Consider the following 26,016-nt stretch of genomic DNA (forward strand, 5'->3'; position numbering starts at 1 on the left):
GACGCGGTACCACCCACACGAACCATCCCCGGATCTCGAACCGACTAATCAGTCCAAGAACCGGGGACCAGTCCACTGGCACCGGGCCTCCCGTCCGTCCGTGGTCGCGACCAGGGCCGCGCATCGTGATCAGAAATGGTCGGGTCCGCATCACGAACCCGACCATTTCTGCTCACGAAGTCACGCGGGGCGGGCCCGCCGCAAGCAGCACCACGAAGACCAGAGCGACCGCCACGACCCCGATGACGACCGCGACCGCGGGGCGACGCACCACGAAGAACAGCAGACGGTCCCAGAAGCCCGAGCGCGCGTCGGGTGAGCGGCGCCACGGGCCCTCGAGCATGCCTCGTCGGGCGACCGCGACCTCGAACGGCACCGTGGCGTACGGCACGACGGCACTCGCCCAGCCGAGCACGAGTGCCCCGACGGTCCAGCGCTGGTTGACCGCGACGACGGTCGTCACGACGAGGTAGGCCAGGAACACGAAGCCGTGCACCCCGCCGCCGATCCGGACGCCCCAGTCGCCGGCGTCCAGGCCGTACTTGAGCACCATCCCGGCGATGAGCATGGTCCAGGTCACGAGTTCGGCGACCGCGGCGGCACGGAACAGGGAGCGGGGAGTCATGCCCACATCGTCGCGGACGTGTCCCGGGAAACCCCCGACACTCCGGTGGTCGTATCGATTCGACGCCCGGGGAGGCTAGCGTTGGAGCCATGTCAGTGCCGACCGAGAACCGTCCCCTGAACATCGTCGTCTGGAACGAGAACGTGCACGAGACCCGCGGTGACGCGACGGTCATCGGGCACTACCCCGACGGCATGCACACCGTGATCGCGGCAGCGCTCCGCGAGCACCACCCCGACGCCACCGTGAGCACCGCGACGCTGCAGGAGCCCGAGCACGGCATCACCGCCGAGCGCCTGGCCACGACCGACGTCCTGTTCTGGTGGGGCCACGCCGCCCACGACGAGGTCAGCGACGCCGTGGTCGACCTGGTCGTCGACGCCGTGCACGCCGGCATGGGCTTGGTGGTGCTGCACTCCGGGCACTACTCGAAGCCGTTCAAGCGCCTGATGGGCACCACCTGCTCGCTGAAGTGGCGCAACGACGGCGAGCGCGAACTCGTCTGGACGATCGCGCCGGAGCACCCGATCGCCGACGGGGTGCCGCACCCGATCGTGATCGACCGGCAGGAGATGTACGGCGAGTTCTTCGACATCCCGCGCCCCGACGAAGAGGTCTTCCTGTCGACCTTCGCCGGCGGCGAGGTCTTCCGGTCCGGGGTCGCCTACCGCCGCGGTCTGGGGAAGGTCTTCTACTTCTCCCCCGGCGACCAGGAGTACCCCGTCTACCACCACCCGGACATCCAGCGCGTGCTGTCGAACGCGGCGGCGTGGGCCGCTCCGGTGTCCGAGCGACGCGAGTTGACGGCCGACCAGCACCCGCGGGACTGGTTCCTGACGGAGGGTGCGGGTAGACAGGGCGCATGACCCAGCCGGACCCCGCCGCGCACCGGACCGCCGTGGTCGAGGCACTCGGTGTCCTCGGCAGTGGTCCGGAGGAGCGGTTCGACCGCATCACCCGCATGACCCAAGAGGCGTTCGGGGTCCCGCTGACGTTCCTGAACCTGGTGCACGGCAACGTCGTGACGGCGCAGTCGACGCAGGGCTGGCGGCAGGGCGGGAGCGCCCCGGCGGAGCAGGTCTTCTGCTCGACGACGGTGCTCACGAACGAGCCGATGGTGGTGCCGGACGCGCTGTTGGACCCCCGGTTCCGCGACCTGGCAGCGGTCACCGAGCAGGGCATCCGGTTCTACGCCGGAGCACCGTTGTCGATGCTCGACGGCACCCGTGTCGGCACGCTCTGCATCATGGACGCGACCCCGCGCGAGCTGTCGGCGGCCGACCTCGACCTGCTGCGTGACCTCGCACGGTGGGCGGAGCGCGAACTCGGCCACGCGATCGACCGCGATCGGGTGACCCGCGTGCTCGAGGGCCTGGTCCCCGGACCCGTCGAGGTCCCCGGACACGACCTCGACACCCTGGTGCTCCGGACCGAGGACGGCGGCGGGGACGTCGCTGACTGGCGACTCGCCAGCGACGGTGCGCTGCACGTCACCATGGGCAGCGTCGCGGCGGCCGGACGCGCGTCCGGCCTGCTGGCCTCCGCGGTCCGCGGCGCCGTCGTCGCACGCACCGAGACCGCCATGCAGGACGCGATCGGCGGCCTGGAGGCCCAGATCACCGCCGACCTGTCCGCTGCGGACGCCGTCGGCTCGCTCTTCCACCTGCGGCTCGACCCGACGTCGGGGCACGTCGTCTTCGGGGACGCCGGCCACGGCCTCGCCGTACTCGTCCGCGCCGACGGCACCAGCCGTGCGCTGCACTCGCTCGACCTGCCGCTCGGCCTGCAGCCGGAGTCCGTGCCGCGGTCCCCCGCGACGCTCGACCTGGCCGCGGGCGACCGGCTGGTGGTCTGCACCGAGGGCGTCCTGGCGCTCGAGGGGATCGGCCACCTCGACGACCTGGCCGCCCTGGTCGCTGCCGAGCCGACCGGGGCCGCGGTCGTCGAACGGGTCCGCGCCCTGGTGCCGGCCGGTGCAGCCCACGACGTGACGCTGGTCGTGCTCGGGCGGAGTTGAACACCGTCCGCTGACGACGTCGCTGCCGCAGTCGTGCGCCGCGGTCAGGAGCGGAAGCGGTCCTGCCGTGATCGCGGTGCACCGGTGAGCGCGACGACGAGCAGCGTGGCCAGCAGTCCGAAGCCCGCGAGCTCGATGCCGAGGCCGGCGAGCTGCCAGTAGGCACTGCCGACCACCTGCGGCTGCGTGATCGACTCGGGCCACCACGCGTCGATCAGCGGGAACGATGCAGGGAACGGGTCGAGGCCGAACACCACGAGCCCGCCGAGCAGCAGGACGACACCGAGCAGCGCCATCACCCCGCGGGAGCGCCCGAGCATGTGCACGACGAGCGCGGCTGCCATCCCGGCGAGGCCGACGACGGCGATCAGGAACGCGAGCACGACGATGGTCTGCGGCGCGAGGGCCACCCAGTCGAGCACCGCGATCGGCAGCAGCAGCCACCGACCGGTCCGCGCCCACCGCGCGGGGTTCCGCCATCCGTCCATGGCGGCCAACCGTAGGGCACCCGCCCGGACGCGGGCCGTGCGCAGCCTCGGAGCGGACTACGATCGGCAGGTGATGGCCCAGGACGGACGCACCCGGCAGCAGCGGGCGCTCGAGACCCGCGCGGCGATCATCGGGGCCGCGGCCGCCGAGTTCGACGAGCGCGGGTACCTCGGCGCGTCGATGGACGGCGTCGCCGAACGGATCGGGCTGACCAAGGGCGCGCTGTACTTCCACTTCGCGTCGAAGGCCGACCTCGCCGGTGCCGTGATCGCGCAGCAGCACGAGGTCTCGCGGCGCTACGGCGAGGCCGCGATCGCCCGGAGCCGGACGCCGCTCGAAGCCCTCATGTGGATGTCACAGGGACTGGCGACCCAGATGGTCACCGAGGTGGTCGTGAGCGCCGGCATCCGTCTGTCGACCGAGGTCGCGACGCACGACGTCCCCCGTCAGGACCCGTACACCGACTGGATGGCGCTCATCGCACAGACCGTGCGCCAGGCGATCGACGCCGGCGAGGTGGACCCGCGGTGGGACCCGGACATGGTCGGACGCGTCGTCATCCCCGCGTACACGGGCGTGCAGACGGTGTCGGACGTGCTCGCCGACCGCACCGACCTGTACGAACGCCTGCGGGAACTCTGGACGGTGCTGCTCGCCGCGCTCGTCACCGAACGCCTGCGGCCAGAGGTCCCGCGACTCGTCGCCATCATCGCGCCGGAATGACGCGGGTCCCCCCAGGGAAACACCCACGTCACCGTCCTCACGAGGATACCCAGCGGTCGGTTCCCGCACCCGCCCCCGTTCGCGGGCATGTGTCCACCGGCCCACTAGCCTGAGCCGGTGCCCACACCACCGGCAGAGGTCGACGTCGACGTCCCGCTCGTCCGGGCCCTGCTGCACGCCCAGCACCCCGACCTGGCGGACCTGACGCTCGTGGTCGTCGCGAACGGCTGGGACAACGTCATCGTGCGACTCGGCGACGAGCACGCCGTGCGGTTGCCGCGTCGGGAGCTCGCGGCACGCCTGGTCGAGCACGAGCAGCGGTGGCTGCCGGAGATCGCCGTCCGCGTCGCACCCGTCGTCCCGGTGCCGGCTCCGGTGCGCGTGGGCCGTCCGGCGCTCGGGTACCCCTGGTCGTGGAGCATCGTCCCGTGGCTCCCGGGAGCACCCGTCGGTGAGCGTGCTGCGGGTGTCCGGGTCGCCGAGGCCCTCGCGGAGTTCGTGCGACTGCTGCACGTGCCGGCTCCGGCGGATGCTCCGGCGAACCCGTTCCGTGCGGTGCCGCTGGCGACGCGCAGCGACGCCGTCCTGAAGCGACTCGCCACGCAGGACGTGCCCCGGGCCGTGGAGCTGGCAGCGGTCTGGCGGACCGCGGCGGCGCTGCCGACGCACACCGGGCCTCCCGTCTGGGTGCACGGCGACCTGCACCCGTTCAACCTGCTCGTGGACCGCACGCCGGACGGCGACGAACGCCTGTCGGCGGTCGTCGACTTCGGCGACGTGACCTCGGGGGACCCCGCCGTCGACCTCGCCACCGCCTGGCTGACGCTCGACCGGGAGGCCCGCCACGCGTTCCGGACGCTGGTCGCCGCCCCGGACGTCACCTGGGGACGCGCGCGCGGGTGGGCGATCGCGCTCGCCTCCGCGCTCGCGACGTCCGACGAACGCGCCTTCCGGAGCGTCGCGCGGCGCAGCATCGACGCGGTGCTGGACGGCTGAGACCCCGCGGGGCTATCGTGACCGCACCATCCGTGCACAGCCGATCGGAGGGGCCCTCATGACCCTCGAGTTCCGCGTCCAGCACGACGTCGCCACCGACGCCTCTCCCGCCCCCACCCGAACCGAGCGAACCGGCCTCCGCGGGTTCCTCGACCGCCTCGCCGAGCGCCGCGCCGCTGCACGCGTCCGACGGGTCGAAGCCCGGCTGCAGGAACTCGGCGAGCTCGAGCACCTGCTGTCCGACGCGCGTGGCGTCGTCGAACGCGGCTGGATCCAGCACGCCTGGTTCGCGTACCTCGACGAGCACGGCCGGATGCGGAAGGCCACGAGTGCCGCCGCGATGGACGTGCAGGGGCGACCGCTCGTCGCCGCGTGCCTGGTCGGCGCGGTCGTCTCGGCCGCTGGCGGGCCGCACGCCGTGCACTCGCCGCGGGTCCAGCACTCCCTCGACCTGGTCTGGCACGCGCTCGCCGTGGACGAGGGCGCGCCGGTGCTCTGGTGTCCTGCGCCCGACGTCCGGATGGGCCGCGTGCGTGACCTGACGAGCTGGAACGACGCCCCTGCGCGCACCTCGGCCGAGGTGGCCGGGCTGCTGCTCACCGCGGAGCGGGTGGCCGTGCAGGAATCGGCACGCCTGCAGGACGTCGTGGTGGCACGATCGAGGGCATGAGCAGCACCGACGCCGTCCCCGAGGTCCACCCCGCGACGACCACCGGCCTCGCGTCCAGCGGGAACTCGGCCCTGTCGGACGAGGGCGCGTCGTCGGACACCGACCCCCTGGCCTCGGCCGCTGCGGTGAAGCGGACGCTGCACCGGTACCTGCAGAAGCACCGCGCCGCGCTCCTCGGCAAGCTCGACGGCCTGGCCGAACGGCAGGCCCGCTGGCCGGTGACCCCGACCGGCACGAACGTGCTCGGGCTGGTGAAGCACGTCGCCGGTGTGCAGGCCGGGTACTTCGGCGAGGTGTTCGGTCGGCCGCTTCCGGACCCGCCCGCCTGGCTCGAGTCCGAGGACGGCGAGGACATGTACGCGACGCTCGACGAGACCCTGGACGACGTCGTGGCCTTCCACCACCGCAGTGCAGCGCACGCCGACGCGACCATCGAAGCGCTCGACCTCGACGCCCGCGGCACCGTCCCCTGGTGGCCGGAGGAGCTCCGCGAGGTCACGCTCCACCGCATCCTGGTGCACATGGCGTACGAGACAGCCCGGCACGCAGGGCACGCCGACATCGTGCGCGAGATGCTCGACGGACTGGCGGGTGACGGGGACGGCAACCTGGCCGACAAGAGCCCGGAAGAGTGGGTCCTCTGGCGCGAGCAGCTCGTCGACATCGCCGAGCGGTCCGGCCTGCGGGGTCTGGCCATGTAGCCGACGGCCCCTCACGATCGTTACCGTTCTCTCAGGCTCGACGGTCGAACTGGCCGCTGACCAGGGGTTCTCATCGTGCCGTCTGCACAGGAAACGATCGCTTCCGCTGCACGTCGACGTGCGACCGGTCCGTGCCCTGCGTAGCTTTGGCGGAGCTTGTGCCCCGACCCGTGGGCAGTTCGGCCGACCGGAAGGGGAGCGCCCACCTGTGTTCCAGTACGTCGTGGAGCGATGGAGCCAGATCTGGTTCTCGTCGTGGCAACACTTCTCACTGGTGGTCCAGTGCACGGTGCTCGCCACGGTCATCGCCGTGGTGCTCGCCACACTCGTCTACCGCAGTCCCCGCCTGACCTCCGTCGCGAACGGGGTGTCCGCAATCGGCCTCACCCTGCCGTCCTTCGCGGTCATCGGCCTGCTCATCGTCCCGCTCGGCTTCGGCGTGCTGCCGTCCGTCGTGACGGTCGTCTTCTTCGCCGCCCTGCCCATCCTGCGCAACGCGGTCGTCGGCCTCGCCGAGATCCCGCCGAGCGTGGTCGAGTCGGCCCGCGGCATCGGCATGAGCCGGTTCCGGACCCTTGTGCAGATCGAACTGCCGATGGCCTGGCCGATCATCCTCAGCGGTGTCCGGGTGTCCGCACAGATGGTGATGGGCATCGCCGCCATCGCCGCCTACGCACTCGGGCCCGGACTCGGCGGCTTCATCTTCTCCGGACTCTCGCGCCTCGGCGGCGCGAACGCCCTGTACTCCGTGGTCGTCGGGGTGGTCGGCGTCGTCCTGCTCGCCCTCGTCCTCGACCTGCTCCTCCTCGGCCTCGGCCGCCTGACCATCTCGAGAGGTATCCGTGTCCAGCACTGACTCCGCCACCACCACCGCGCCCGACGGGGACGTCACCGGCCGCAGCATCCTGCTCGACGAGGTCACCAAGCGGTACCCCGGGCAGTCGAAGCCGGCCGTCGACGGCATCACGCTCGAGATCCCCGCCGGCAAGATCGTCATGCTCGTCGGCCCGTCCGGCTGCGGCAAGACGACCACGCTCAAGATGATCAACCGGCTGATCGAGCCCACCGAGGGCCGCATCGTCGTCGGGGACGACGACGTGACCGGCATCGACGCCGACGAGCTCCGCCGCCGGATGGGCTACGTCATCCAGGCCGGCGGGCTCTTCCCGCACATGACCGTCGCCGCGAACATCGCGATCGTGCCGAAGATGCTCGGCTGGTCGAAGGAGAAGATCGCGGCGCGCGTCGACGAGCTGCTCGACCTCGTCTCGCTCGACCCCGACACCTACCGCGACCGCTACCCCCGCGAACTCTCCGGCGGCCAGCAGCAGCGCGTCGGTGTCGCCCGGGCGCTCGCCGCGGACCCGCCCGTCCTGCTGATGGACGAGCCGTTCGGCGCGGTGGACCCGATCACCCGGCAGCGTCTGCAGGACGAGCTCCTGCGCATCCAGGAAGAGCTGCACAAGACGATCGTCATCGTCAGCCACGACTTCGACGAGGCCGTGAAGCTCGGTGACTGGATCGTCATCTTCACCGAGGGTGCGCACATCGTGCAGTACGACACCCCGGAGCGGATCCTGGCCGAGCCGGCGAACGAGTTCGTCGAGAACTTCATCGGCTCGGGGGCCGGGCTGAAGCAGCTCACCCTGAACCGCGTCCGCGACGTCGAGGTCGTCTCCGCGGTGACCTGCTCCCCCGGCGAAGAGGCGAAGGCCGTCCTGCAGCGCATGCAGGAGGCCGGGGGTCACGGGCACGCCGTCGTGGTCGACCGTCGACAGCGGCCGATCGGCTGGCCGTCGCGCCGGCAGCTCGAGCGCCTGGACCGGATCCCGGACGGCGTCGACCCGGAACTGCCCATCGTGGGCGAGGCCTCGACGCTCAACGACGCCCTCGACACCATGCTCGTCTCGAGCGCCGGGGCCGCACTGGTCACCGGTCGTGGCGAGGCGTTCCGCGGTGTCATCACGGTCGAGGTCGTCATGGAGGCCATCACCCGGTCGCGTGCGGCGGCCGCCGACGACCGCGCGTACACGCCGGTCGGCACGAACACCAACCAGATCGAGACGCTGCCGTCCTCGCCGGCCGCGCCCGTGATCGCGCCCTCCGGGGAAGACCTGTGAGTGCTGTCGCCGCCGGACCCGCCACCGGCGCCAGCACGTCCTGGAAGGGCCTACTGTTCCAGCCGATCGCGATCCTGGTCGTGCTCGCCGGGTTCGCGATCTGGCTCGCCACGGCGGACCTGACCCCGACCGAGCGCACGACGCTCAACCCGTCGGACATCCTGGCGCTCACCGGGCAGCACCTGGTGCTCACGCTGCAGTCGACGGTACTGGTGCTCGTGATCGGCATCCCGCTCGGCATCGTGCTCACCCGCGGACCGCTGCGTCGGGCGAGTCCGTACGTGCTCGCCGTCGCGAACTTCGGGCAGGCGGCTCCCGCCGTCGGCCTGATCGTGCTGCTCGCCGCCTGGCTCGGCCTGAACAGCTGGTCTGCCGTGGTCGCGCTCGTGCTCTACGCGATCCTGCCGGTCCTCCGGAACACCATGATCGGCGTGCAGAGCGTCGACTCGCGACTCGTCGAGGCCGGCCGTGGCATGGGCATGAGCGCGTTCAGCGTCCTGATGCGCGTCGAGCTGCCCCTCGCGGTGCCGGTCATGCTGTCCGGCATCCGGACGGCCCTCGTGCTGCTCGTCGGCACCGCGAGCCTGGCCACCTTCGTCGGTGCAGGCGGCCTCGGTCTCCTCATCACCACGGGCGTGACGCTGTTCCTGCCGAAGGTGCTCGTCGCCGGTGCGCTGCTCGTGGCGCTCCTCGCCCTCTCCATCGACTGGCTCGGCCGTGTGGTCGAGACCGTCGCACGTCCGAAGGGACTCCGATGAACCGCCGTACCCGCCGCCTCCGCCGCGGGGCTGCCGTCGCACTCGCCGGTGCCACCGCGCTCGTCCTGGCCGGCTGCGGCCTGCAGCCCGCGACGTCCTTCGTCCCCGAGGCCGGTCCGGGCACCATCGAGCGCATCGACGACCTGCCGGACGGCGCCCACATCACCGTGACGTCGAAGAACTTCACCGAGCAGCTCGTGCTCGGCAAGATCGCCGTGCTCGCCGCGAAGGCCGCCGGGTTCGACGTCACCGACGAGACCAACGTGCCGGGCAGCGTCGCCGTCCGCGAGTTGATGACCTCGCACGGTGCGGACTTCACGTACGAGTACACCGGCACCGCCTGGCTGACCTTCATGGGCCACGCCGAGGGGATCCCGGACAAGACCGAGCAGTGGGAAGCGGTCAAGAAGGAGGACGCCGGCAACGGGCTCACGTGGCTCGACCCGGCGCCGATGAACAACACCTACGCGTTCGCGGTGCGGGACGAGGCGGTCAAGGAGCTCGGAGACATCAAGACCCTGTCCGACATCGCGAAGCTGCCGGTCGACCAGCGGACGTTCTGCGTCGAGTCGGAGTTCAACTCGCGTGCCGACGGGTTCAAGCCGATGCTCAAGAAGTACGGGTTGGAGCTCGGCGGTTCGGGGGAGAACGGGATCCCCAGCGACAACGTCAGCATCCTCGACACCGGCACGGTCTACACGGCCACCGACCGCGGCAAGTGCAACTTCGGCGAGGTCTTCACCACCGACGGCCGCATCAAGTCGCTCGGCCTGACCGTGCTCGAGGACGACAAGGGCTTCTTCCCGGCGTACAACGTCGCGCCGGTGCTCGACTCGGCCACGCTCAAGGAGTACCCGCAGCTCGCCGACGTCTACGACCAGATCTCGCCGAAGCTCACCGATGCGGTGCTGCAGGAGCTGAACCGTCAGGTCGACGTCGAGGGGCGCGAGCCGGCCGACGTCGCGTTCGACTGGATGGTGAAGGAGGGCTTCATCACGAAGCCGTGACGGCTCTCGACGCATCCACGTCACGGACGGGAGGCCCGGTGCCAGCTGGCACCCGGCCTCCCGTCCGTCCGTGGTTGCGTCTCAGGCCGCAGCGATGCGCGCAGCCGTGTCGCGGATCGACGCGACGACGCGGGCGCGGACCTCTTCCGGGTCGGAACCCTCGTGCCGCGCCGAACTCCGCAGGCCGGTCATGCACATGCCGAGCAGCATCTCGGCGGCCTGCGGGGTCGCGGCGTCCGGCCCCCACGCCGGGTCGCGTTCGAGGATCGTGCGCACCGCACCCGTCATCGCCTCGGCCACGGTCGTCATCCGGCTGACCTGGCGGCGCATGAGCTGCGGGAAGCGCACGATGACCTCCTTCCGGGCGAGCCGCTCGTGCTCGTCGCCGAACGACGAGCCGAACACCAGGAACGCCAGGTCGACCACGGCCTGCGCAGCCGGCTCCCCCGCGACGGTCTCGAGGTGCGCTGCCAGGGTCTCGGCGTCCAGGTCGAGCTCGGTGTGCCCGAGGACCGCGTCCTCCTTGCTCTCGAAGTAGTTGAAGAACGTGCGCGGTGACACCTCGGCGCGTGCGGCGATCTGTTCGATCGTGGTGTGGTCGATGTCCTGCTCGAGCGCGAGGGACCGAGCCGCCTCCGCGATGCGGTGGCGTGTCTCGATGCGCTTGCGGTCGCGCAGACCCATCTCGGTGGCGGGCGCGGTGTCGGGCATGGCCCGACTGTAACCGGAACGTCACATGATCTACAGCAAACGCAAACTTGCAGTCGTGCAGCGGACACTACGGTGGGGCCATGACCACTCCCGTGCTCGAGGCCCGTGACCTCGCCAGGACCTACGGCCGAGGCCCGACGCGGTTCGACGCGCTCAAGGGGGTGTCACTCCAGGTGCACCAGGGCGAGAGCCTGGCGATCGTCGGCAAGTCCGGTTCGGGCAAGTCGACGCTCATGCACCTGCTCGCACTGCTCGACAAGCCGTCGACCGGGCAGGTCCTGCTCGACGGGACCGATGCGGCGACCCTCGGCGCGCGGCAGGTGAACCGCACGCGCAACAGCACCTTCGGGTTCGTGTTCCAGCAGTTCTTCCTGACCCCCAAGACCTCGGTCCTCGACAACGTCGTGCTGCCGCTCAAGATCGCGGGCGTCTCCGGAGCCGAGCGGAAGCGACGCGGCATGGCGGCGCTCGACTCCCTCGGTCTGGCCGACAAGGCGAAGAACGACGCCAACGACCTGTCCGGCGGGCAGAAGCAGCGCGTGGTCATCGCACGCGCGCTGGTCGGTGAGCCGAGCGTCATCTTCGCCGACGAGCCGACCGGCAACCTCGACACGAACACCGGGCAGGTGGTCGAGGACATGCTCTTCGGCCTGCAGCGCGAACGCGGGATCACGCTCGTCGTGGTCACCCACGACGAAGAACTCGCCGCCCGCTGCGACCGCAGCGTGAACGTCCGCGACGGACTCATCGTCGGTGGATCGGACGGCACCCCCACCGCCGGTGCCGCGGTCGACCAGCAGGCCACGCACGGAAGGCACTCCGCATGAACTTCCTCGACCTGCTCCGCACCGCGGTCTCGAACACCTTCCGGTCGAAGCTGCGCACGACCCTGACCGTCATCGCGATCTTCATCGGCGCCTTCACGATCACGCTGACCTCGGCGATCGGTACGGGTGTCAGCAACTACATCGACACCCAGGTCTCGTCGATCGGTGACACCGGTTCCCTGACCATCACGAAGGCCGTCGACACCACGTCGACCGACAGCGGGCCGGCGGAGTACGACCCCGACGAGTCCGGCCAGAGCGTCGACCGCGGTCCGGCGTCGTTCTCGTACCTGTCGCAGTCCGACGTCGACGACATCCGCGCGATCGACGGCATCAAGAGCATCCGTCCGGCGGTCGCCCTGGCGCCGAAGTACGCCGAGCACGGCGACGACGGCAAGTACGTCGTCTCCCTGACCGCCAACGCGGGGGAACTCGACGCCGACCTGGCGAGCGGGAAGCAGCTCGACGACGACACCGACGCGAACCAGGTGATCCTGCCGACGAACTACCTGGAGAACCTCGGACTCGGCAGCGCGAAGGCCGCCGTCGGCAAGGAACTCACCTTCGCGGTGGACGACTACCAGGGCAAGGAGCACACCCTCACCGCGACGGTGGTCGGTGTGCAGAACGAGTCGCTGTTCGGGGGCGGAGCCGGTGCGAACGCCGCGCTCACCGACGCGATGCAGGCCGCGCAGGAGATCGGCAAGCCGGACTCGATCGCGACCTCGTACGCCAGCGCCACCGCGACGCTCGACTCCGGGGCCTCCGCGACCACGGTCAAGAAGGCGCTGTCGGACGACGGGTTCCTCGGGCAGACCATCCAGGACCAGCTCGGCCAGTTCCAGACCGTCATCAGCGGCATCGTCGGGGTCCTGAACGCCTTCGCCGTCATCGCCCTGGTGGCAGCGGGCTTCGGCATCATCAACACGCTGCTGATGAGCGTGCAGGAACGCACCCGCGAGATCGGCCTGATGAAGGCGATGGGCATGGGCGGCGGCAAGGTCTACACGCTGTTCTCGCTCGAGGCGGTCTTCATCGGGTTCCTCGGCAGCGCGATCGGAGCCGGTGTCGCGATCCTGCTCGGGACGGGCATCTCGAACGTGCTCGCCGGCACGGTGCTCAAGGACCTGCCGGGCCTGCAGATCATGCAGTTCGCGCCGAGTTCGGTGGCGACGATCATCCTCGTCGTGATGTTCATCGCGTTCCTCGCCGGCACGCTCCCCGCGCGCCGCGCCGCGCGGCAGAACCCGATCGAGGCGCTCCGGTACGAGTAGCGCCCGGCGTGCATAGTCTCTGACGGGTGGCGGCATTCGGGCGGGACCTCGGCGACGGGTACACGCTGACGCTGCGCGACCTGACGACGGTCGACCCGGTGCTGGAACTCGTGTGCGCGAACCTCGACCGGCTCCGGGCGGCCGAACCCTGGGCGTGGGATCCGCAGGACCGCGAGACCATCGGACTGCACACCGAACGGCTGCTCGGCCAGTTCGCGATGGACCGCGCGCTCCCCTGCGTCATCCGCTCCGACGACCGCATCGTCGGGGTCGCGTCGCTGACCTTCGACCCGTACCTGGGCCAGGCGTCACTCGGCTACTGGGTGGACGCCGGACACGAGGGCCGCGGTGTCGCGGGGCGGGCCGCCGGCGTGCTGGTCGAGGTCGCGCGGGCGCGCGGCACCGCACGGCTCGAGATCCGGACCGGCGTCGACAACGTCCGCAGCCGCGCGCTCGCCGAACGGCTCGGGTTCGCCCTCGAGGGCACTCTGCGGGGCGCGCTGCCGCTCGGGCCCGTCCGCGCCGACGTCGCCGTCTACGGCCTGCTGCTCTAGGCGAGACTCCCCGCCGCCCCCGTGCGCATGCGCGTGCGCGTGCGTCAGGAGCCCTGCGTCGCGCCCTGCCAGACCGCGAACACACCGCCGACGACCGCCAGCACGAGCAGCAGGATCCAGACGGCGAGCGCGATGAGGTTCAGGAAGACCCCCCAGCCCGCGCGACCACGGGCGAGCGGTTCCCGGCTGCGCGACGCGACGCCCAGGCACAGCCCGACGATCGGCGCGACGAACGTCCAACCGGCGAGCAGCGAGCAGATCCCGAGGACGAGGCTCGCGGTGCCGAGACCGGTGCGGGGGGACTCCGTGTACGTGACCATGCACCCGACGCTACGGAACCACTCGTGGCGTGTCGTCCCTCCAGGGCGTGATCCGGGTCCACCTGCCGACGGATGGTCACCGGACGCCGGTATCGTCGGAGCATGGCCTTGTTCGGACGACGCAACCACGACGTGCGCGATCGACCCATCAGCCAGGTCGAACTGAAGCGGGCCGTCGACGAGGGGTTCCTCATCGCGAAGGCCGCGGTCACGATCGCGGTCGGCAACCGGATCATCACGAACGCGCTGCGTGACCAGGGGTACTTCGACCACGCGCTGATCGCCGAGGCCGCGCGCGAGGAGCTCCACCGCATGGCCGAGGAGCAGCGGGGCGACGCCGCGCGCATGCGGGAGATCCGGTCGACGTCGAGCAAGTCGAAGGGCCGTTCACGGCACCAGCACGACTACCGCCGGGGTGACGACCTCAAGCTGCGCACGCGCGAGGCGACGTACGAGCAACTCGCGACGATGCTCGACAAGCGCCGCGACGACCAGCACTTCGTCGACGGCATCGTGCTCGCCGCCCGCGCCCGAGCCTGGGACGACATCGGCACCACGGTGGTCGGGCGCCTCGGCTGGGCCCAGCGTCCGGCCGACGACTACGAGATCGGGCGCGACGACCGTCTGCAGCAGATGCTCGACGAGGACTTCGCGACGTTGCTGGCCGAGCACCCCGTGGGCTCGACCCCGGTCGACGCCGACGAACCCGACGACGCCGACGGCGACGAGGACGGCTCCGACCCTGCGGACCCCGACGTCGCTCGCCCCTGACCGGGACCACGCGCAGACACGAGTCCCTAGGCTCGGACCATGGTTGATGCGGTGGTCGTCGGGGCCGGACCGAACGGACTCGCGGCGGCGGTGACGCTCGCCCGTGCGGGCCTGTCCGTCGAGGTGGTCGAACGGAACGACACGATCGGCGGTGGTGCGCGCACCGCCGAGCTCACCCTGCCGGGGTTCCTGCACGACGTCTGCTCGGCGGTGCACCCGATGGCCCTGCAGTCCGAGTTCTTCCGGCTGTTCCGGATGGAGGAGCGCATCGAGCTCCGTCTGCCCGAGGTGCAGTACGGGCACCCGCTCGACGGCGGTCGTGCGGGCATCGCGTACCAGGACCTCGAGCGGACGGCCGCCGAGCTCGGCGTGGACGGCCCGGCCTTCCGGAACCTGATGGGCCCGCTCGCCCGCGCTGCCGACCAGGTCGCCGACTTCGCCACCGACGCCCTCCTGCACGTGCCGCGGCACCCGCTCACGGTGCTGCGGTTCGGCCTGCGCGCACTCGAGCAGGGCAGCAGCGCCTGGAACGCCCGCTTCCGGCAGGACGCCGCCCCGGCGATGGTGTCCGGCGTCGCCGCGCACTCCATCCAGCACATGCCCTCGCTGTCGACGGCCGCCGCGGCGCTGTCGCTCGGCGCCTACGCACACGCCCGCGGTTGGCCCGTGCCGATCGGCGGCAGCCAGGCGATCATCGACGCGCTCGCCGACGACCTCGTCGCGCACGGCGGACGGATCGTCACCGGGCACGAGGTCCGGTCGCTCGGTGACCTCACCCCGGCGAAGGCGGTGCTCTTCGACACGAGTGTCCCCGGCATGCTGCGGATCGCCGGCTCGCAGATCCCCACGCCGAAGCGCGGTGCGCTCCGCCGGTTCCGGTTCGGCAACGCGGCCGCGAAGGTCGACTTCGCGCTGTCCGACCCGGTGCCGTGGACGAACGAGGCGCTGCGCCGGGCCGGCACGGTGCACATCGGCGGGACACGAGCCGAGATCGCCGCTGCGGAGGGCTCGGTCGCGCACGGCCAGCACGCCGAACGGCCGTACGTGCTCGGTTCCGAGCCGACCGTCGTCGACCCGACCCGGGCGCCGCGGGGCAAGCACGTCTTCTGGGCCTACGCGCACGTGCCGGCGGGGTCCGACGTCGACCAGACCGAGGCGATCACGCGCCAGGTCGAACGGTTCGCACCGGGGTTCCGCGACACGATCCTGCACACGTCGAGCCGGACGGCCGCGCACATGTCGGACCACAACCCGAACTACGTCGGCGGTGACATCGCCGCCGGTGCTGCGAGCTTCTGGCAGCTCGTGAAGCGCCCGGTGCTGTCCAGCGACCCGTGGCGGATGGGCGGCGGCATGTACCTGTGCTCCGAGTCGGCCGCGCCCGGCCCCGGTGTGCACGGCATGGCCGGTTGGCGTGCCGCGAAGAGCGCACTCCGGCACACCTTCGGGCTGCCCGACGACGTCGACCTCACCCCGGAAGGCTGATCACCATGGCGAAGAACGTCCGCATCCTCCACTGCGCTCCCGAGGACGTCTTCGACGTGCTCGGCGACGGCTGGCTCTACACGACCTGGGTGGTCGGCGCCTCGCGCATGCGGAAGCAGGAGGCCGGTTGGCCGCAGGTCGGCACGCACCTGCACCACTCCTTCGGTGCCTGGCCGCTCGTCATCGACGACGTCACGACCTCGTTGGTGTGGGATCCGCCGCACCGCATGGTGATCCAGCCGAAGGGGTGGCCGATCGGCGAGGCCCGCGTGGAGCTGACCGTGGAGCCGCACCGCAAGGGCTGCAAGGTGACGATCGTCGAGAACGCCGTCGCCGGTCCGGGCGCCTGGGTCCCCGACTTCCTCATGCAGCCGCTCATCTGGGTCCGGAACCACGAGACGCTGCGCCGACTCGGGTGGGTGGCCGTCGGGCGCGCGACGAACGCCTGAGACGTTCCCACAAAGGCGGACGGGAGGCGCGGTGCCAGCTGGCCCCGCGCCTCCCGTCCGCCCTGTGGGCGCGTCGACTACTCGGCGCGCGAGAACTCGCTGGCGCGCGCCACCTGGTCGTCCGTCAGGGCGACACCCGTGTACCGCTCGAACTGGCGCGCCGCCTGCAGCGCGATGACCTCGGCTCCGGTGATGACGTGCTTGCCGGCGTCCCGTCCCGCACGGACCAGCGGGGTCTCCGACGGGAACGCGACCACGTCGAAGACCGTGTGGGCCGCCTCGATCCGGTCCTGTGCGAAGGCGAGCGCGTCCTGCTGGTCGCCTCGCATGCCGAGCGGCGTGACGTTGACCACCAGGTCGGACTCCCCCGCCTCGCGCTCCTCGGCGATCCACTCGTACCCGTACTGCGACGCGAGCGCCGTACCGGTCTGCTCGTTGCGGGCGACGACCGTCAGGCGGTCGAAGCCGGCGCCGCGGAACGCCGCGGTCACGGCCTTCGCCATGCCGCCGGAGCCGCGGAGCAGCACCCGGGACGCGGTGTCGACGTCGTGCGACCCGAGCAGCGCGGCGATCGCCTCGTAGTCGGTGTTCGATGCGGTGAGCACGCCGTCGTCGTTCACGACCGTGTTCACCGACTGGATGGCGACGGCGGACTCCTCGACGTGGTCGACGAGCGGGATGATCGCCTCCTTGAAGGGCATCGACACCGAGCAGCCGCGGATGCCGAGCGCGCGGATGCCGGCCACGGCGCCGGGCAGGTCGGTCGTGGTGAACGCCTTGTACAGGAAGTTGAGCCCGAGCTCGTCGTACAGGAAGTTGTGGAACCGGGTGCCGATGTTGCTCGGCCGGGCCGCGAGCGACATGCAGACCTGCATGTCCTTGTTGAGGATGGGCATGGGGCCAGTCTCCCACCGTCGTGCCGATGGAGCGGTCCACGCGGACCGTTCGTCATGCTCGGGGTACCGTCGGACGCGATGACTGAGATCCCGGAGACCATGCGCGCCGTCCGCTTCGACGAGTGGGGTGACCGCTCCGTGCTGCACGTCGCCGAGGTCCCCGTCCCCGAGGCCACCGCCGGTCGGGTGCTCGTCCGGGTCCGCGCCGCGGGCATCAATCCGGGCGAGTCGGCGATCCGCCAGGGGCTGCTCGACGGCGGGTCCTCCGACGCGCTGCCGTCCGGTCAGGGCACCGACTTCGCCGGCATCGTCGTGGCCGTCGGCGAGGGCGTCGACGGCGTCGACGAGGGCGAAGAGGTCCTCGGGTGGTCGTGGGACCGCGCGAGCCAGGCCGAGTACGTCTCGGTGCCGGCCGAACAGGTCGTGCAGAAGCCCCGGCTGCTCGACTGGACCGTCGCTGGCGGGCTCGACATCGTCGCCACGACCGCTGCCGCAGCCGTCCGTGCCGTCGACCCCCGACCCGGCGAGACCGTCGTCGTGTCCGGTGCCGCCGGCGGTGTCGGCGGGTTCGTCACGCAGCTGCTGACGAACGAGGGCATCGACGTGATCGCGATCGCGTCCGAGGCGAACCACGAGTGGCTCCGGTCGAAGCGTGCACGGCCCGTCGCCTACGGCGATGGCCTGCAGGAGCGCATCACCGAGCTCGCCACCAACGGCATCGACGCCGTCATCGACACCCACGGTCCGGAGTACGTGCACCTGGGGATCGCCCTGGGCGTGCCGGTCGACCGCATCGAGACGATCATCGCGTTCGAGGCTGCCGCCGAGGTCGGTGCGAAGGCCTCCGGCAGTGCGGACACGGCCGACCCGGAGATCCTCGGCGCCCTCGCGATGCAGGTGGCGAACGGCGAGGTCGAGGTGCCGATCGCGGCGACGTTCCCGCTCGACCGGGTGCAGGACGCGTACGAGCAGCTGGAGCAGCGGCACACCCGCGGGAAGATCGTGCTGATCCCCTGACGGGCATCGGGCATCGGGCATCGGGCATCGGTGGTCGTGGGCGGGCCTTCGGGGTCGTTCGGGGGTTTTCCCCACCGTTCTCCGGGGTACTGCCCGGATGCCCTTGCTCGTCGCCGGTGCGTAGCGTCGGCCCCATGAGCACACTCTCCCGCCCCCGCAACGGCCGCATCCTCGCCGGTGTCTGCGCCGGCCTCGCCGATCGCTTCGGCCTGTCCCGCACCCTCGTCCGCATCGGCTGGGTGATCCTGAGCCTGTTCCCCGGGCCGCTGTGGATCGCCTACGTCGTCCTGTGGTTCGTGGTGCCGGCGGAGGGCAACACCCGCCGCTGAGCCCGGTCCGTCCGTGCCCGGGGGCCGAGTCTCGCGGTGAGCGACAGTTCTCGCGCTCGTGAGTCCGTGATCTGTCGCTCAGCCCGAGACTCGGCACGGCCAGCTGAGCCCGGTCCGTCCGGACGGGGCTGAGCCCGGTCCGTCCGGACGGGTTAGTGTGGCGGCGTGCCGGTCTCCGTCTTCGATCTGTTCAGCGTGGGTGTCGGTCCCTCGAGCTCGCACACCGTCGGGCCGATGCGGGCCGGCGCCGAGTTCGCGTCCCTGGTCGCCGGGCTGCCCGTCGCCTCCGTCGCCGTCGACCTGTACGGCTCACTGGCGTCGACGGGACAGGGCCACGGCACCCTCGGCGCCGTGGTCGCCGGCCTGATGGGGTCCCACCCCGAGACCGTCGACCCGGACGCGATGTCCGCGGCGCTCGACACCCTCGAACGCGACGGCCTGCTCCGGCTCGACGGTGGGGCGACCGTGCCGTTCCGGCTCGCCGACATCGTGCTGCACCCCCTGACCATGCTGCCCCGGCACCCGAACGCCATGCGGCTGCGAGCCCGTGACGGAGCCGGTGCCGACCTGGCCGACGAGACGTACTACTCGATCGGCGGCGGCTTCATCGCTCGCGACAGCGACGGCGACGGCGAGGACGGCGGTGCCGTGGACGACGGTGCCGTGGTCGCGGGGGCGGCGATCCCGGTCGACGACCGTGTCCCGTACCCGTTCTCGAGCGGCGCCGAGCTGCTGGCCGCCTGCGCTGCCTCCGGTCTGCCGATCAGCGGAGTGGCGCTCGCCAACGAGTCGGTCACCCGGACCGACGCCGACGTCCGCTCCGGGCTGCTCGACATCCACGCCGTTATGGACTCGTGCGTCGACCGCTCCGTCCGCCGTGACGGATGCCTGCCCGGCGGGCTCGACGTCCGGCGTCGTGCAGCCACCTGGCACGAGCAGCTCACCCGCGAGGACCCCGACCACGACCCGCTGTTCGCCATGGAGTGGGTGAACCTCGTCGCCATGGCGGTGAACGAGGAGAACGCCACCGGCGGCCGGGTCGTCACCGCACCCACCAACGGCGCCGCCGGCATCATCCCCGCGGTGCTGTACTACGCGCTCACCTACGTCCCCGTGATCACCGCTGCCGACCGGGACGACGCCGTCGTGCGGTTCCTGCTCACAGCCGGCGCCGTCGGGTCGATCTACAAGGAGCGCGCATCGATCTCCGGCGCCGAGGTCGGGTGCCAGGGCGAGGTCGGCTCGGCCGCGTCGATGGCTGCCGCCGGACTCGCCGAGGTACTCGGGGGCACCCCGGAACAGGTCGAGAACGCCGCGGAGATCGCGATGGAGCACAACCTCGGGCTCACTTGCGACCCGATCGGTGGCCTGGTGCAGATCCCGTGCATCGAGCGGAACGCGATCGCGGCGAACAAGGCGATCAACGCCGCACGGATGGCCCTGCGTGGCGACGGCGTGCACCACGTGTCGCTCGACCAGGTCGTCGAGACGATGCGGCAGACCGGGGCGGACATGTCGACGAAGTACAAGGAGACCGCGATGGGTGGGCTCGCGGTGAACGTCCCGCTCTGCTGAGCACTGCGGCTGCTCGGGCCGCCACCGCTCAGCCGTGCAGGAGCGTCAGCAGCCGGGCGGTCTCGGTGGAGATCGCCTCGCGCCCCGCCGACACGTACTTGCGGGGGTCGACCAGGTCGGGCCGCTCGTCGAGCACGGTGCGCAGGGCACGCGTGAACAGGCCGTTCAGGTGCGTCGAGATGTTGATCTTCGTCATGCCGGCCTGCACCGCGCCGCGCAGCTCGTCGTCGGACAGCCCCGACGAACCGTGCAGGACCAGCGGGACCGGCACCGCGGACCGCAGACGTTCCACCAGGTCGCGGTCGACCGAGGCTTCGCGGGTCTGCATCGCGTGCGAGGTCCCGACGGCGACGGCCAGGGCGTCCACCCCGGTGTCGGCCACGAACGCGGCGGCATCGGTGGGGTCGGTGCGGACACCCGGAGCGTGCACGCCGTCCTTGCCGCCCACCTCGCCGAGCTCGGCCTCGATGGCGACGCCGGCGGCGTGACACCGGACCGCGAGGTCAAGGGTGGCGGCGACGTTCGCCGCGAAGTCCAGGTGCGAGCCGTCGTACATGACGGAGTCGACGCCCAGGTCGATGCCGGCGGCGACGAGGTCCGGGTCCTCGATGTGGTCGAGGTGGACCAGGACGTCGACGTCGGCGGCCCGGGCGATCGCCTGGGTCGCGGTCGTGATCGGTGCGAGACCGCCGTGGTACCGGACGCAGTTCTCGCTGATCTGCAGGATGACGGGCAGTCCGGCCCGCTCGGCCCCGGTGACGATGGCCTCGGCGTGCTCGAGCAGCACGACGTTGAACGCGCCCACGCCGCGGTGTGCCGTGCGGGCGGTGTCGAGCAGGCCCGTCAGGGCGAGGTCGGTGATCATGCTGGGGTCCTCGTTCGGTCGGGGTGGGTCAGGAAGCGGTGGACGTCGGCGGGGTCGACCTCGCCGGCCACCGGGCGCAGGACGGCGGCGGCGCCGTGGGCGGCGGCGGACCGGAGCGCTCGGAGCAGGGTGTCGTCGGTGAACGGGGCACCGGTGCCCTGCTGGTGACCCGAGCGGACCAGGGCACCGACCAGACCGGCGGTCGCTGCGTCGCCCGCCCCGGTCGGGTTGCCCGAGACGCCGGGCACCGCTGGGACCTCGAGCACGTGGTCCGTGGTGTGGGCGGCGATGCCGTGCGCACCGCGGGAGACCACGACGACGCCCGCACCGCGTTCCAGCAGCCGGAGGGCGGCGGTGCGTTCGTCCGCGGCGCCCGTGGCCTCGAGCAGCTCTTCGCGGTTGGGCTTGCAGACGATGGCACCGGCGCTCGCCGCCGCCAGCAGTGCGGCACCGGAGCAGTCCACGACGCTCAGGACGCCGTGCTCGTGGGCCGTGGCGACCCAGCGCGCGACGACGTCGGGTGCGGCACCGCCGGGCAGCGAACCGGACACCACGAGGCCGGTGGCGTCGGCGCGGCCGAGCAGTCCGTCGACCGCTGCGGCGACGGCGTCCCACTCGGTGCCGGTGAGCACCGGGCCGGGCTCACCGAACATCGTCGGGTGGGCGACGTCGTCGACCACGGTGACGGTCGTGCGGGTCGTGCCGGACACCACGACGTCGGTGTGGCCGAGGCCGAGGTCGTCGAGCGCGTCCGACACCCAGCGGCCGGGCGTCTCCCCGAGGGGCAGGACGGCGTGCGTCGCGACACCCGTCGCCGCCAGGACCCGACCGACGTTCAGGCCCTTGCCACCCGGGTGCCGTGCGACGTCGAGGACCCGCTGGGTCTCGCCGATGCGCTGTTCGGCGACCCGGTACGTGACGTCGACGGCCGGGTTCGGGGTGACGACGACGATCACGAGACCACCGCCGTCCGCAGGGGGTTCCGCACCGCACCGGTGTCGGGGTCGAGCACGAGGAGATCGGCGGGTGCGCCGACCGTGAGCGGCGCCGGCCGACCGAGCAGCCGAGCCGCACGTGTGGCAGAGGCGGCGACGACCTCGGGCACCGCGACCCCGCTCGTCAGCAGCCCACGGACCGCGTCGGCGACGGTGATCGTGCTGCCCGCCAACGACGACCCGTCGGCGAGCATCGCGACACCGCCGCGGACCGAGACCGCGGACCCGGCGATGGTGTGGTCACCGTCGGGGCAGCCCGTCGCCGACATCGCATCGGACACGAGCACCAGGCGGCCAGGGGCGCTCCGCTGGACGAGCCCGATCGTGGTCGGGTCGAGGTGGTGTCCGTCGACGATGCACTCGAGCAGCACGCGGTCGTCGGTCAGGGCGACCCCGACCGGCCCCGGTGCGCGGTGGTGGAGCGGTGGCATGCCGTTGAACAGGTGCGTGACGAGCGTGGCACCGGCGTCGATCGCCCGGCGGGTCTGCTCGGCGGTGGCGTCGGTGTGCCCGATCGCCACGACGACCCCGGCGGCGACGAACCGCGCCACGGTGTCGAGGGCACCGGGGAGCTCAGGGGCGAGTGTCACGACCCGCAGCGCTCCGTCGGCGGCCGCCAGGTACGCGTCGACCTCGAGCGGGTCCGGGGCGTGGAGCAGGTCCACCCGGTGGGCTCCGCGGCGGGCCGGGGACAACCACGGCCCTTCGAGGTGCAGGCCAGCCAGCGTGCCGTCCGAGGTGAGCGGTCGCAGGCGCGTGAGGGCTGCGACGGTGTCGTCGGGACGCCCGGTCGCGATCGAGGCGACGAGGGTCGTGGTCCCCCGTGACCGGTGGTGCGCGGCCGCCGCTCGGGCGTCCGCGGCGGAACACGTCGCGAAGTCGTGGCTGAGTGCGCCGTGGGCGTGCGGGTCGACGAAGCCCGGCACGACGGTGCCCTCGACGGTGACCGCGGAGTCCGCGCGCGGCGGTGTGCCGGCACCGACCGCGAGCACGGTGGCGTCGTCGCCGAGGACGAGCCACCCGTCGTGCAGGTCGTGGGCGGCGGTCACGATGCGTGGCGCACGGACGAGCGTGGTCACAGCAGCACCCCGTTCTCGAGTACCCGCCGTGCGAGCAGGCCCGCGCCGATGGCTCCGGCGGCGTCGCCGTGGGCGGCCGGCAGGATCTCCGGTGCGCGGACCCCGACGAGCCGCTCGGCAACCGCCGTGCGGAGCGGCCCGAACAGCAGTGGGCCGGACTCGGCGAGTCCCCCGCCGACGATGACGGTGTGGCAGCCGGCGACCGCGGTCGTCCAGGCGAGGGCGTCCGCGAGCACGGCGACGCAGTCGTCCCAGACGGCGGTCGCCACGGGGTCGCCGTCGCGCACCCGGAGCATGGCTGCGTGCGCTGATGCCGACCCGGAGCGGCGTGCGACTCCCCCGGCCGATGCGATCTCCTCGACCCGGCGCCCAGCGTGCGGTCCGGACGGGATCAGCACCTGGCCGATCTCCCCCGCCCATCCGCCCCCGGACACGACCTGGCCGTCGACGACCAGCGCGCTGGCCAGGCCGGTGCCGACGGGTACGAACGCGACCGATCCGCGGGACAGCGCCGGGTCACCGGTGTGGGTCTCGGCGAGGGCGCCGGCACGGACGTCGTGGCCGAAGGCGATCGGGACGTCGACACCGCGTCGGACGAGCTCGGCCCGCACGAGGTCGCGGACCGGCACGTCCCGCCAGCCGAGGTTCACCGCGAGGACGACGGTGCCGAGGGCTTCGTCGACGACACCCGGGGTGACGAGCCCGACGGCGTCGAGCCGACCGTGGTCGAGTGCCCGCACTGCCAGGTCGGCGACGGCCACCGCCAGTCGGAGCCCCCACGGATCGTCGCGCGGCGTCGGGACCCGGGTCTCGTCCAGGACGAGTCCGTCGGCGTCGGTCAGCCGGGCCTTGGTGCCCGTGCCGCCGACGTCGACCCCGAGCACCGTGCCTGCGCCCGCCATCAGGTGAGGATGACCGACCGCGTCAGCGAGCGGGGGTTGTCCGGGTCCAGCCCACGACCCTCGGCCAGGGCGACGGCGAACCGGTGCACGACGACGAGGCCGGCGATCGGGTCGAGGTCGTGCTGCACGAAGCGCGCACCGGTGGCGGCGACCTCGTCGGCCAGCCCCTGCGGTGCGGCACCGAGCGACCAGACGAGCCGGCCGGGCTGCGCGATGGCGATCGGCCCGTGTCGGTAGTCCATCGCCGGGTAGGACTCTGCCCAGAACTGCGCGGCCTCCCGTGTCTTCAGTGCGGCCTCGAACGTCAGGCCGACGGCGGCACCGCGGCCCACGAAGGAGACCTGCTCGGCGTCGAGCAGGTCGTCGATCGGCAGGGTCAGCGCGATCTCGGCCTGGGCGGCGAGGGCCTCGACGTCGTCGCCGATCGACGCGCGCAGCAGGGCGAGCGCCGTGGTGGCGAACCGCGTCTGCACGACGGAGCGCTCGTCGGCGAAGGGCAGTGCGACCACGTCGTCGGCGACGGCCGCGGCGGGACTGTCCGCGACGGCCGTGATCAGGACGGTGCGCTGCGACGGCAGGGCCTGCAGCAGGTCGACGATCTCGGTCGTCGTGCCCGAGCGGCTGATGGTGAGCACACGGTCGTACTCGCGCGATGCGGGGTACTCGGAGCCGGCGAAGGCGTCGGTGACCCCGAGGCCGGCCTGCTCACGGGCGACGGCGTAGCTCATCGCGATGAACCAGCTCGTGCCGCAGCCGATCACGGCGACGCGTTCACCGGGCTGGGGGAGCGCGTCCGAGAAGGTCGGCAGGAGTGCTGCGGCGGCGCGCCAGGTCTCCGGCTGGGAGGCCAGTTCGGCGCTCACGAAGGTGTCGGTCATGGGAGCCTTCCGGTCCGGTTCGATCCGGGTGATCGATGATCAGGAAGCGTAGCGAGCGATCGTGCGCGATGGAAGACCAAAGCGTCAATTCCGATCACCGAGCAGTCGCGATGGCACCGTAGGATGGCCGTCATGACCCCCCAACAGCGGCTGAACGCCCTGCTCGAACTGGTGAGCGAACGCGGCAACGTGTCGATCGCCGAGATCGGCGAGCTGCTGGGGATCTCGGCCGCCACGGCCCGACGCGACCTCACGACGCTCGCCGACCAGCGGCTCGTCACGCGCACGCACGGCGGAGCCGCGGCGCTCGGGGCCGGTTACGAACTGCCCCTGCAGTACAAGATCGCGCGCCAGGCCGAGGCGAAGACCGCCATCGCCCGTGCCGCAGCACGACTGGTGCAGCCGGGCGAGACCGTCGGGCTGAACGGTGGGACCACCACGACCGAGGTCGCGCGGGAACTCGGCAAGAGCGAGCGGTTCATCCGTGCCGACGGCGAGTTCGGGATCACGATCGTGACGAACGCGCTCAACGTCGGGTACGAGCTGTCCGTCCGCGCCAACGTCAAGATCGTGGTCACCGGCGGGGTGGCGCGGCGGCAGTCGTACGAGCTCGTCGGCCCGCTCGTCCGCGACACCCTCGACGAGTTCGCGCTCGACCTCGTGGTCCTCGGGGTGGACGGGCTCACCGGGCAGTACGGCGCCACGACCATGCACGAGGGCGAGGCCGAGGTCAGCCGGCACTTCGCGTCGGTCGGCCGACGCGTCATCGTGGTCGCCGACTCGACCAAGATCGAGCGGTCGACGTTCGCCAGGATCTGCCCGCTGGACCGCATCGACGTCCTGGTCACCGACCAGCCCGTCCCGCCGGCCTTCGCAGCTGACCTCGCCAGCGCCGGCGTGGAGCTCGTCGTCGCCGACTGACCCGACGGACGAGCGCTCGGATCCCGGGCGCGACGTTTCGATCGTGTAAAACCCTCCCGCTG

30 protein-coding genes are annotated in these 26,016 nt (G+C 71.8%); 20 read left to right on the forward strand and 10 right to left on the reverse strand.

What is annotated here, in order from left to right:
- Positions 1 to 172 precede the first annotated feature (172 nt).
- Positions 173 to 625, reverse strand: coding sequence for a DUF3817 domain-containing protein (locus EDF31_RS08665; RefSeq protein WP_131845874.1), 453 nt, complete (start codon positions 623 to 625; stop codon positions 173 to 175).
- 89 nt (positions 626 to 714) lie between these two features.
- Between EDF31_RS08665 and EDF31_RS08670 the strand changes: the two genes are divergently transcribed.
- Together EDF31_RS08670 and EDF31_RS08675 are read left to right on the forward strand one after the other, a co-directional pair.
- Positions 715 to 1,491, forward strand: coding sequence for a ThuA domain-containing protein (locus tag EDF31_RS08670; protein ID WP_243649950.1), 777 nt, complete (start codon positions 715 to 717; stop codon positions 1,489 to 1,491).
- Positions 1,488 to 2,642: a GAF domain-containing protein gene (locus EDF31_RS08675; RefSeq protein WP_131845875.1), complete on the forward strand. Its 1,155-nt coding sequence runs from the start codon at positions 1,488 to 1,490 to the stop codon at positions 2,640 to 2,642. Before EDF31_RS08670 ends, EDF31_RS08675 begins: the two co-directional genes overlap by 4 nt.
- A 44-nt stretch (positions 2,643 to 2,686) precedes the next feature.
- On the opposite strand, the gene EDF31_RS08680 is transcribed toward EDF31_RS08675, so the two are convergent.
- A complete protein-coding gene (locus EDF31_RS08680; protein WP_123293011.1) occupies positions 2,687 to 3,130 on the reverse strand; it encodes a hypothetical protein in 444 nt (147 codons plus the stop codon).
- Positions 3,131 to 3,203: 73 nt separating this feature from the next.
- On the opposite strand from EDF31_RS08680, the gene EDF31_RS08685 reads away from it, so the two are divergent.
- From EDF31_RS08685 to EDF31_RS08720, 8 genes are all read left to right on the forward strand, one after another.
- On the forward strand, positions 3,204 to 3,854 hold the full coding sequence (locus EDF31_RS08685) for a ScbR family autoregulator-binding transcription factor (protein ID WP_165901374.1): 651 nt from the start codon (positions 3,204 to 3,206) through the stop codon (positions 3,852 to 3,854).
- Positions 3,855 to 3,971: 117 nt separating this feature from the next.
- Positions 3,972 to 4,850 (forward strand): aminoglycoside phosphotransferase family protein, encoded by an 879-nt coding sequence (locus EDF31_RS08690; RefSeq protein ID WP_131845877.1) that lies wholly within the window; start codon positions 3,972 to 3,974, stop codon positions 4,848 to 4,850.
- A 58-nt stretch (positions 4,851 to 4,908) separates the two neighbouring features.
- Positions 4,909 to 5,520 (forward strand): hypothetical protein, encoded by a 612-nt coding sequence (locus tag EDF31_RS08695; RefSeq protein ID WP_131845878.1) that lies wholly within the window; start codon positions 4,909 to 4,911, stop codon positions 5,518 to 5,520.
- Positions 5,517 to 6,221: a DinB family protein gene (locus tag EDF31_RS08700; protein ID WP_123293015.1), complete on the forward strand. Its 705-nt coding sequence runs from the start codon at positions 5,517 to 5,519 to the stop codon at positions 6,219 to 6,221. The genes EDF31_RS08695 and EDF31_RS08700 overlap by 4 nt, the downstream gene beginning before the upstream one ends.
- A gap of 208 nt (positions 6,222 to 6,429) precedes the next feature.
- Positions 6,430 to 7,077, forward strand: a complete 648-nt coding sequence (locus EDF31_RS08705; protein WP_131845879.1) for an ABC transporter permease — start codon at positions 6,430 to 6,432, stop codon at positions 7,075 to 7,077.
- The gene (locus EDF31_RS08710) at positions 7,064 to 8,341 is read left to right on the forward strand and encodes an ATP-binding cassette domain-containing protein (RefSeq protein WP_111083580.1); all 1,278 of its coding nucleotides are present in this window, start codon (positions 7,064 to 7,066) and stop codon (positions 8,339 to 8,341) included. Before EDF31_RS08705 ends, EDF31_RS08710 begins: the two co-directional genes overlap by 14 nt.
- On the forward strand, positions 8,338 to 9,099 hold the full coding sequence (locus EDF31_RS08715) for an ABC transporter permease (protein WP_111083579.1): 762 nt from the start codon (positions 8,338 to 8,340) through the stop codon (positions 9,097 to 9,099). Before EDF31_RS08710 ends, EDF31_RS08715 begins: the two co-directional genes overlap by 4 nt.
- On the forward strand, positions 9,096 to 10,106 hold the full coding sequence (locus EDF31_RS08720; RefSeq protein ID WP_131845880.1) for a glycine betaine ABC transporter substrate-binding protein: 1,011 nt from the start codon (positions 9,096 to 9,098) through the stop codon (positions 10,104 to 10,106). Before EDF31_RS08715 ends, EDF31_RS08720 begins: the two co-directional genes overlap by 4 nt.
- Before the next feature lie 81 nt (positions 10,107 to 10,187).
- On the opposite strand, the gene EDF31_RS08725 is transcribed toward EDF31_RS08720, so the two are convergent.
- A complete protein-coding gene (locus tag EDF31_RS08725; RefSeq protein ID WP_123293018.1) occupies positions 10,188 to 10,817 on the reverse strand; it encodes a TetR/AcrR family transcriptional regulator in 630 nt (209 codons plus the stop codon).
- A gap of 80 nt (positions 10,818 to 10,897) precedes the next feature.
- Here EDF31_RS08725 and EDF31_RS08730 point away from each other — a divergent pair, with 80 nt between their 5' ends.
- From EDF31_RS08730 to EDF31_RS08740, 3 genes are read left to right on the forward strand one after another with little or no spacing between them, the layout of a single operon-like run.
- Positions 10,898 to 11,644 carry an ABC transporter ATP-binding protein gene (locus EDF31_RS08730; RefSeq protein WP_111083576.1) on the forward strand — a complete coding sequence of 249 codons (747 nt, stop codon included), beginning with the start codon at positions 10,898 to 10,900 and terminating at the stop codon, positions 11,642 to 11,644.
- Positions 11,641 to 12,918 carry an ABC transporter permease gene (locus EDF31_RS08735; protein WP_123937041.1) on the forward strand — a complete coding sequence of 426 codons (1,278 nt, stop codon included), beginning with the start codon at positions 11,641 to 11,643 and terminating at the stop codon, positions 12,916 to 12,918. Before EDF31_RS08730 ends, EDF31_RS08735 begins: the two co-directional genes overlap by 4 nt.
- A 26-nt stretch (positions 12,919 to 12,944) precedes the next feature.
- Positions 12,945 to 13,472 (forward strand): GNAT family protein, encoded by a 528-nt coding sequence (locus EDF31_RS08740; protein WP_131845881.1) that lies wholly within the window; start codon positions 12,945 to 12,947, stop codon positions 13,470 to 13,472.
- A gap of 44 nt (positions 13,473 to 13,516) precedes the next feature.
- Here EDF31_RS08740 and EDF31_RS08745 read toward each other — a convergent pair whose 3' ends face one another.
- The gene (locus EDF31_RS08745; RefSeq protein WP_131845882.1) at positions 13,517 to 13,792 is read right to left on the reverse strand and encodes a hypothetical protein; all 276 of its coding nucleotides are present in this window, start codon (positions 13,790 to 13,792) and stop codon (positions 13,517 to 13,519) included.
- A 102-nt stretch (positions 13,793 to 13,894) separates the two neighbouring features.
- On the opposite strand from EDF31_RS08745, the gene EDF31_RS08750 reads away from it, so the two are divergent.
- Genes EDF31_RS08750 through EDF31_RS08760 form a run of 3 tightly spaced genes read left to right on the forward strand, consistent with a single transcriptional unit; the run spans position 13,895 to position 16,497 of the window.
- Entirely contained in the window at positions 13,895 to 14,563 is a 669-nt protein-coding gene (locus EDF31_RS08750; protein WP_111083572.1) for a hypothetical protein, read from the forward strand.
- A 39-nt stretch (positions 14,564 to 14,602) separates the two neighbouring features.
- Complete coding sequence (locus EDF31_RS08755) at positions 14,603 to 16,048, forward strand: NAD(P)/FAD-dependent oxidoreductase (RefSeq protein ID WP_131845883.1); 1,446 nt, start codon at positions 14,603 to 14,605, stop codon at positions 16,046 to 16,048.
- A gap of 5 nt (positions 16,049 to 16,053) precedes the next feature.
- A complete protein-coding gene (locus EDF31_RS08760) occupies positions 16,054 to 16,497 on the forward strand; it encodes an SRPBCC family protein (protein WP_123293024.1) in 444 nt (147 codons plus the stop codon).
- 77 nt (positions 16,498 to 16,574) lie between these two features.
- Here EDF31_RS08760 and EDF31_RS08765 read toward each other — a convergent pair whose 3' ends face one another.
- Positions 16,575 to 17,393: a shikimate 5-dehydrogenase gene (locus EDF31_RS08765; protein ID WP_131845884.1), complete on the reverse strand. Its 819-nt coding sequence runs from the start codon at positions 17,391 to 17,393 to the stop codon at positions 16,575 to 16,577.
- Positions 17,394 to 17,471: 78 nt separating this feature from the next.
- On the opposite strand from EDF31_RS08765, the gene EDF31_RS08770 reads away from it, so the two are divergent.
- The 3 genes from EDF31_RS08770 (at position 17,472) to EDF31_RS08780 (ending at position 20,314) form a co-directional block, all read left to right on the forward strand.
- Positions 17,472 to 18,410: an NADP-dependent oxidoreductase gene (locus tag EDF31_RS08770; RefSeq protein WP_243649951.1), complete on the forward strand. Its 939-nt coding sequence runs from the start codon at positions 17,472 to 17,474 to the stop codon at positions 18,408 to 18,410.
- 134 nt (positions 18,411 to 18,544) lie between these two features.
- Complete coding sequence (locus EDF31_RS08775; RefSeq protein ID WP_111083567.1) at positions 18,545 to 18,739, forward strand: PspC domain-containing protein; 195 nt, start codon at positions 18,545 to 18,547, stop codon at positions 18,737 to 18,739.
- 165 nt (positions 18,740 to 18,904) lie between these two features.
- Positions 18,905 to 20,314: an L-serine ammonia-lyase gene (locus EDF31_RS08780; RefSeq protein WP_123293026.1), complete on the forward strand. Its 1,410-nt coding sequence runs from the start codon at positions 18,905 to 18,907 to the stop codon at positions 20,312 to 20,314.
- Positions 20,315 to 20,342: 28 nt separating this feature from the next.
- Here the strand turns inward: EDF31_RS08780 and EDF31_RS08785 are convergent, their stop codons facing one another.
- Genes EDF31_RS08785 through EDF31_RS08805 form a run of 5 tightly spaced genes read right to left on the reverse strand, consistent with a single transcriptional unit; the run spans position 20,343 to position 25,033 of the window.
- Entirely contained in the window at positions 20,343 to 21,179 is an 837-nt protein-coding gene (locus tag EDF31_RS08785; RefSeq protein WP_123937035.1) for a class II fructose-bisphosphate aldolase, read from the reverse strand.
- Positions 21,176 to 22,135 (reverse strand): PfkB family carbohydrate kinase, encoded by a 960-nt coding sequence (locus EDF31_RS08790; protein WP_131845885.1) that lies wholly within the window; start codon positions 22,133 to 22,135, stop codon positions 21,176 to 21,178. Before EDF31_RS08790 ends, EDF31_RS08785 begins: the two co-directional genes overlap by 4 nt.
- A complete protein-coding gene (nagA, locus tag EDF31_RS08795; protein WP_131845886.1) occupies positions 22,132 to 23,253 on the reverse strand; it encodes an N-acetylglucosamine-6-phosphate deacetylase in 1,122 nt (373 codons plus the stop codon). The genes EDF31_RS08790 and nagA overlap by 4 nt, the downstream gene beginning before the upstream one ends.
- On the reverse strand, positions 23,250 to 24,155 hold the full coding sequence (locus EDF31_RS08800) for an ROK family protein (RefSeq protein ID WP_131845887.1): 906 nt from the start codon (positions 24,153 to 24,155) through the stop codon (positions 23,250 to 23,252). Before EDF31_RS08800 ends, nagA begins: the two co-directional genes overlap by 4 nt.
- Positions 24,155 to 25,033 (reverse strand): SIS domain-containing protein, encoded by an 879-nt coding sequence (locus EDF31_RS08805; protein ID WP_123293030.1) that lies wholly within the window; start codon positions 25,031 to 25,033, stop codon positions 24,155 to 24,157. The genes EDF31_RS08800 and EDF31_RS08805 overlap by 1 nt, the downstream gene beginning before the upstream one ends.
- A 132-nt stretch (positions 25,034 to 25,165) precedes the next feature.
- On the opposite strand from EDF31_RS08805, the gene EDF31_RS08810 reads away from it, so the two are divergent.
- A complete protein-coding gene (locus EDF31_RS08810; RefSeq protein WP_165901013.1) occupies positions 25,166 to 25,954 on the forward strand; it encodes a DeoR/GlpR family DNA-binding transcription regulator in 789 nt (262 codons plus the stop codon).
- Positions 25,955 to 26,016: the final 62 nt, after the last annotated feature.

Origin of the sequence: Curtobacterium sp. PhB142 (assembly GCF_004341255.1) — a bacterium.
Lineage (GTDB): Bacteria > Actinomycetota > Actinomycetes > Actinomycetales > Microbacteriaceae > Curtobacterium.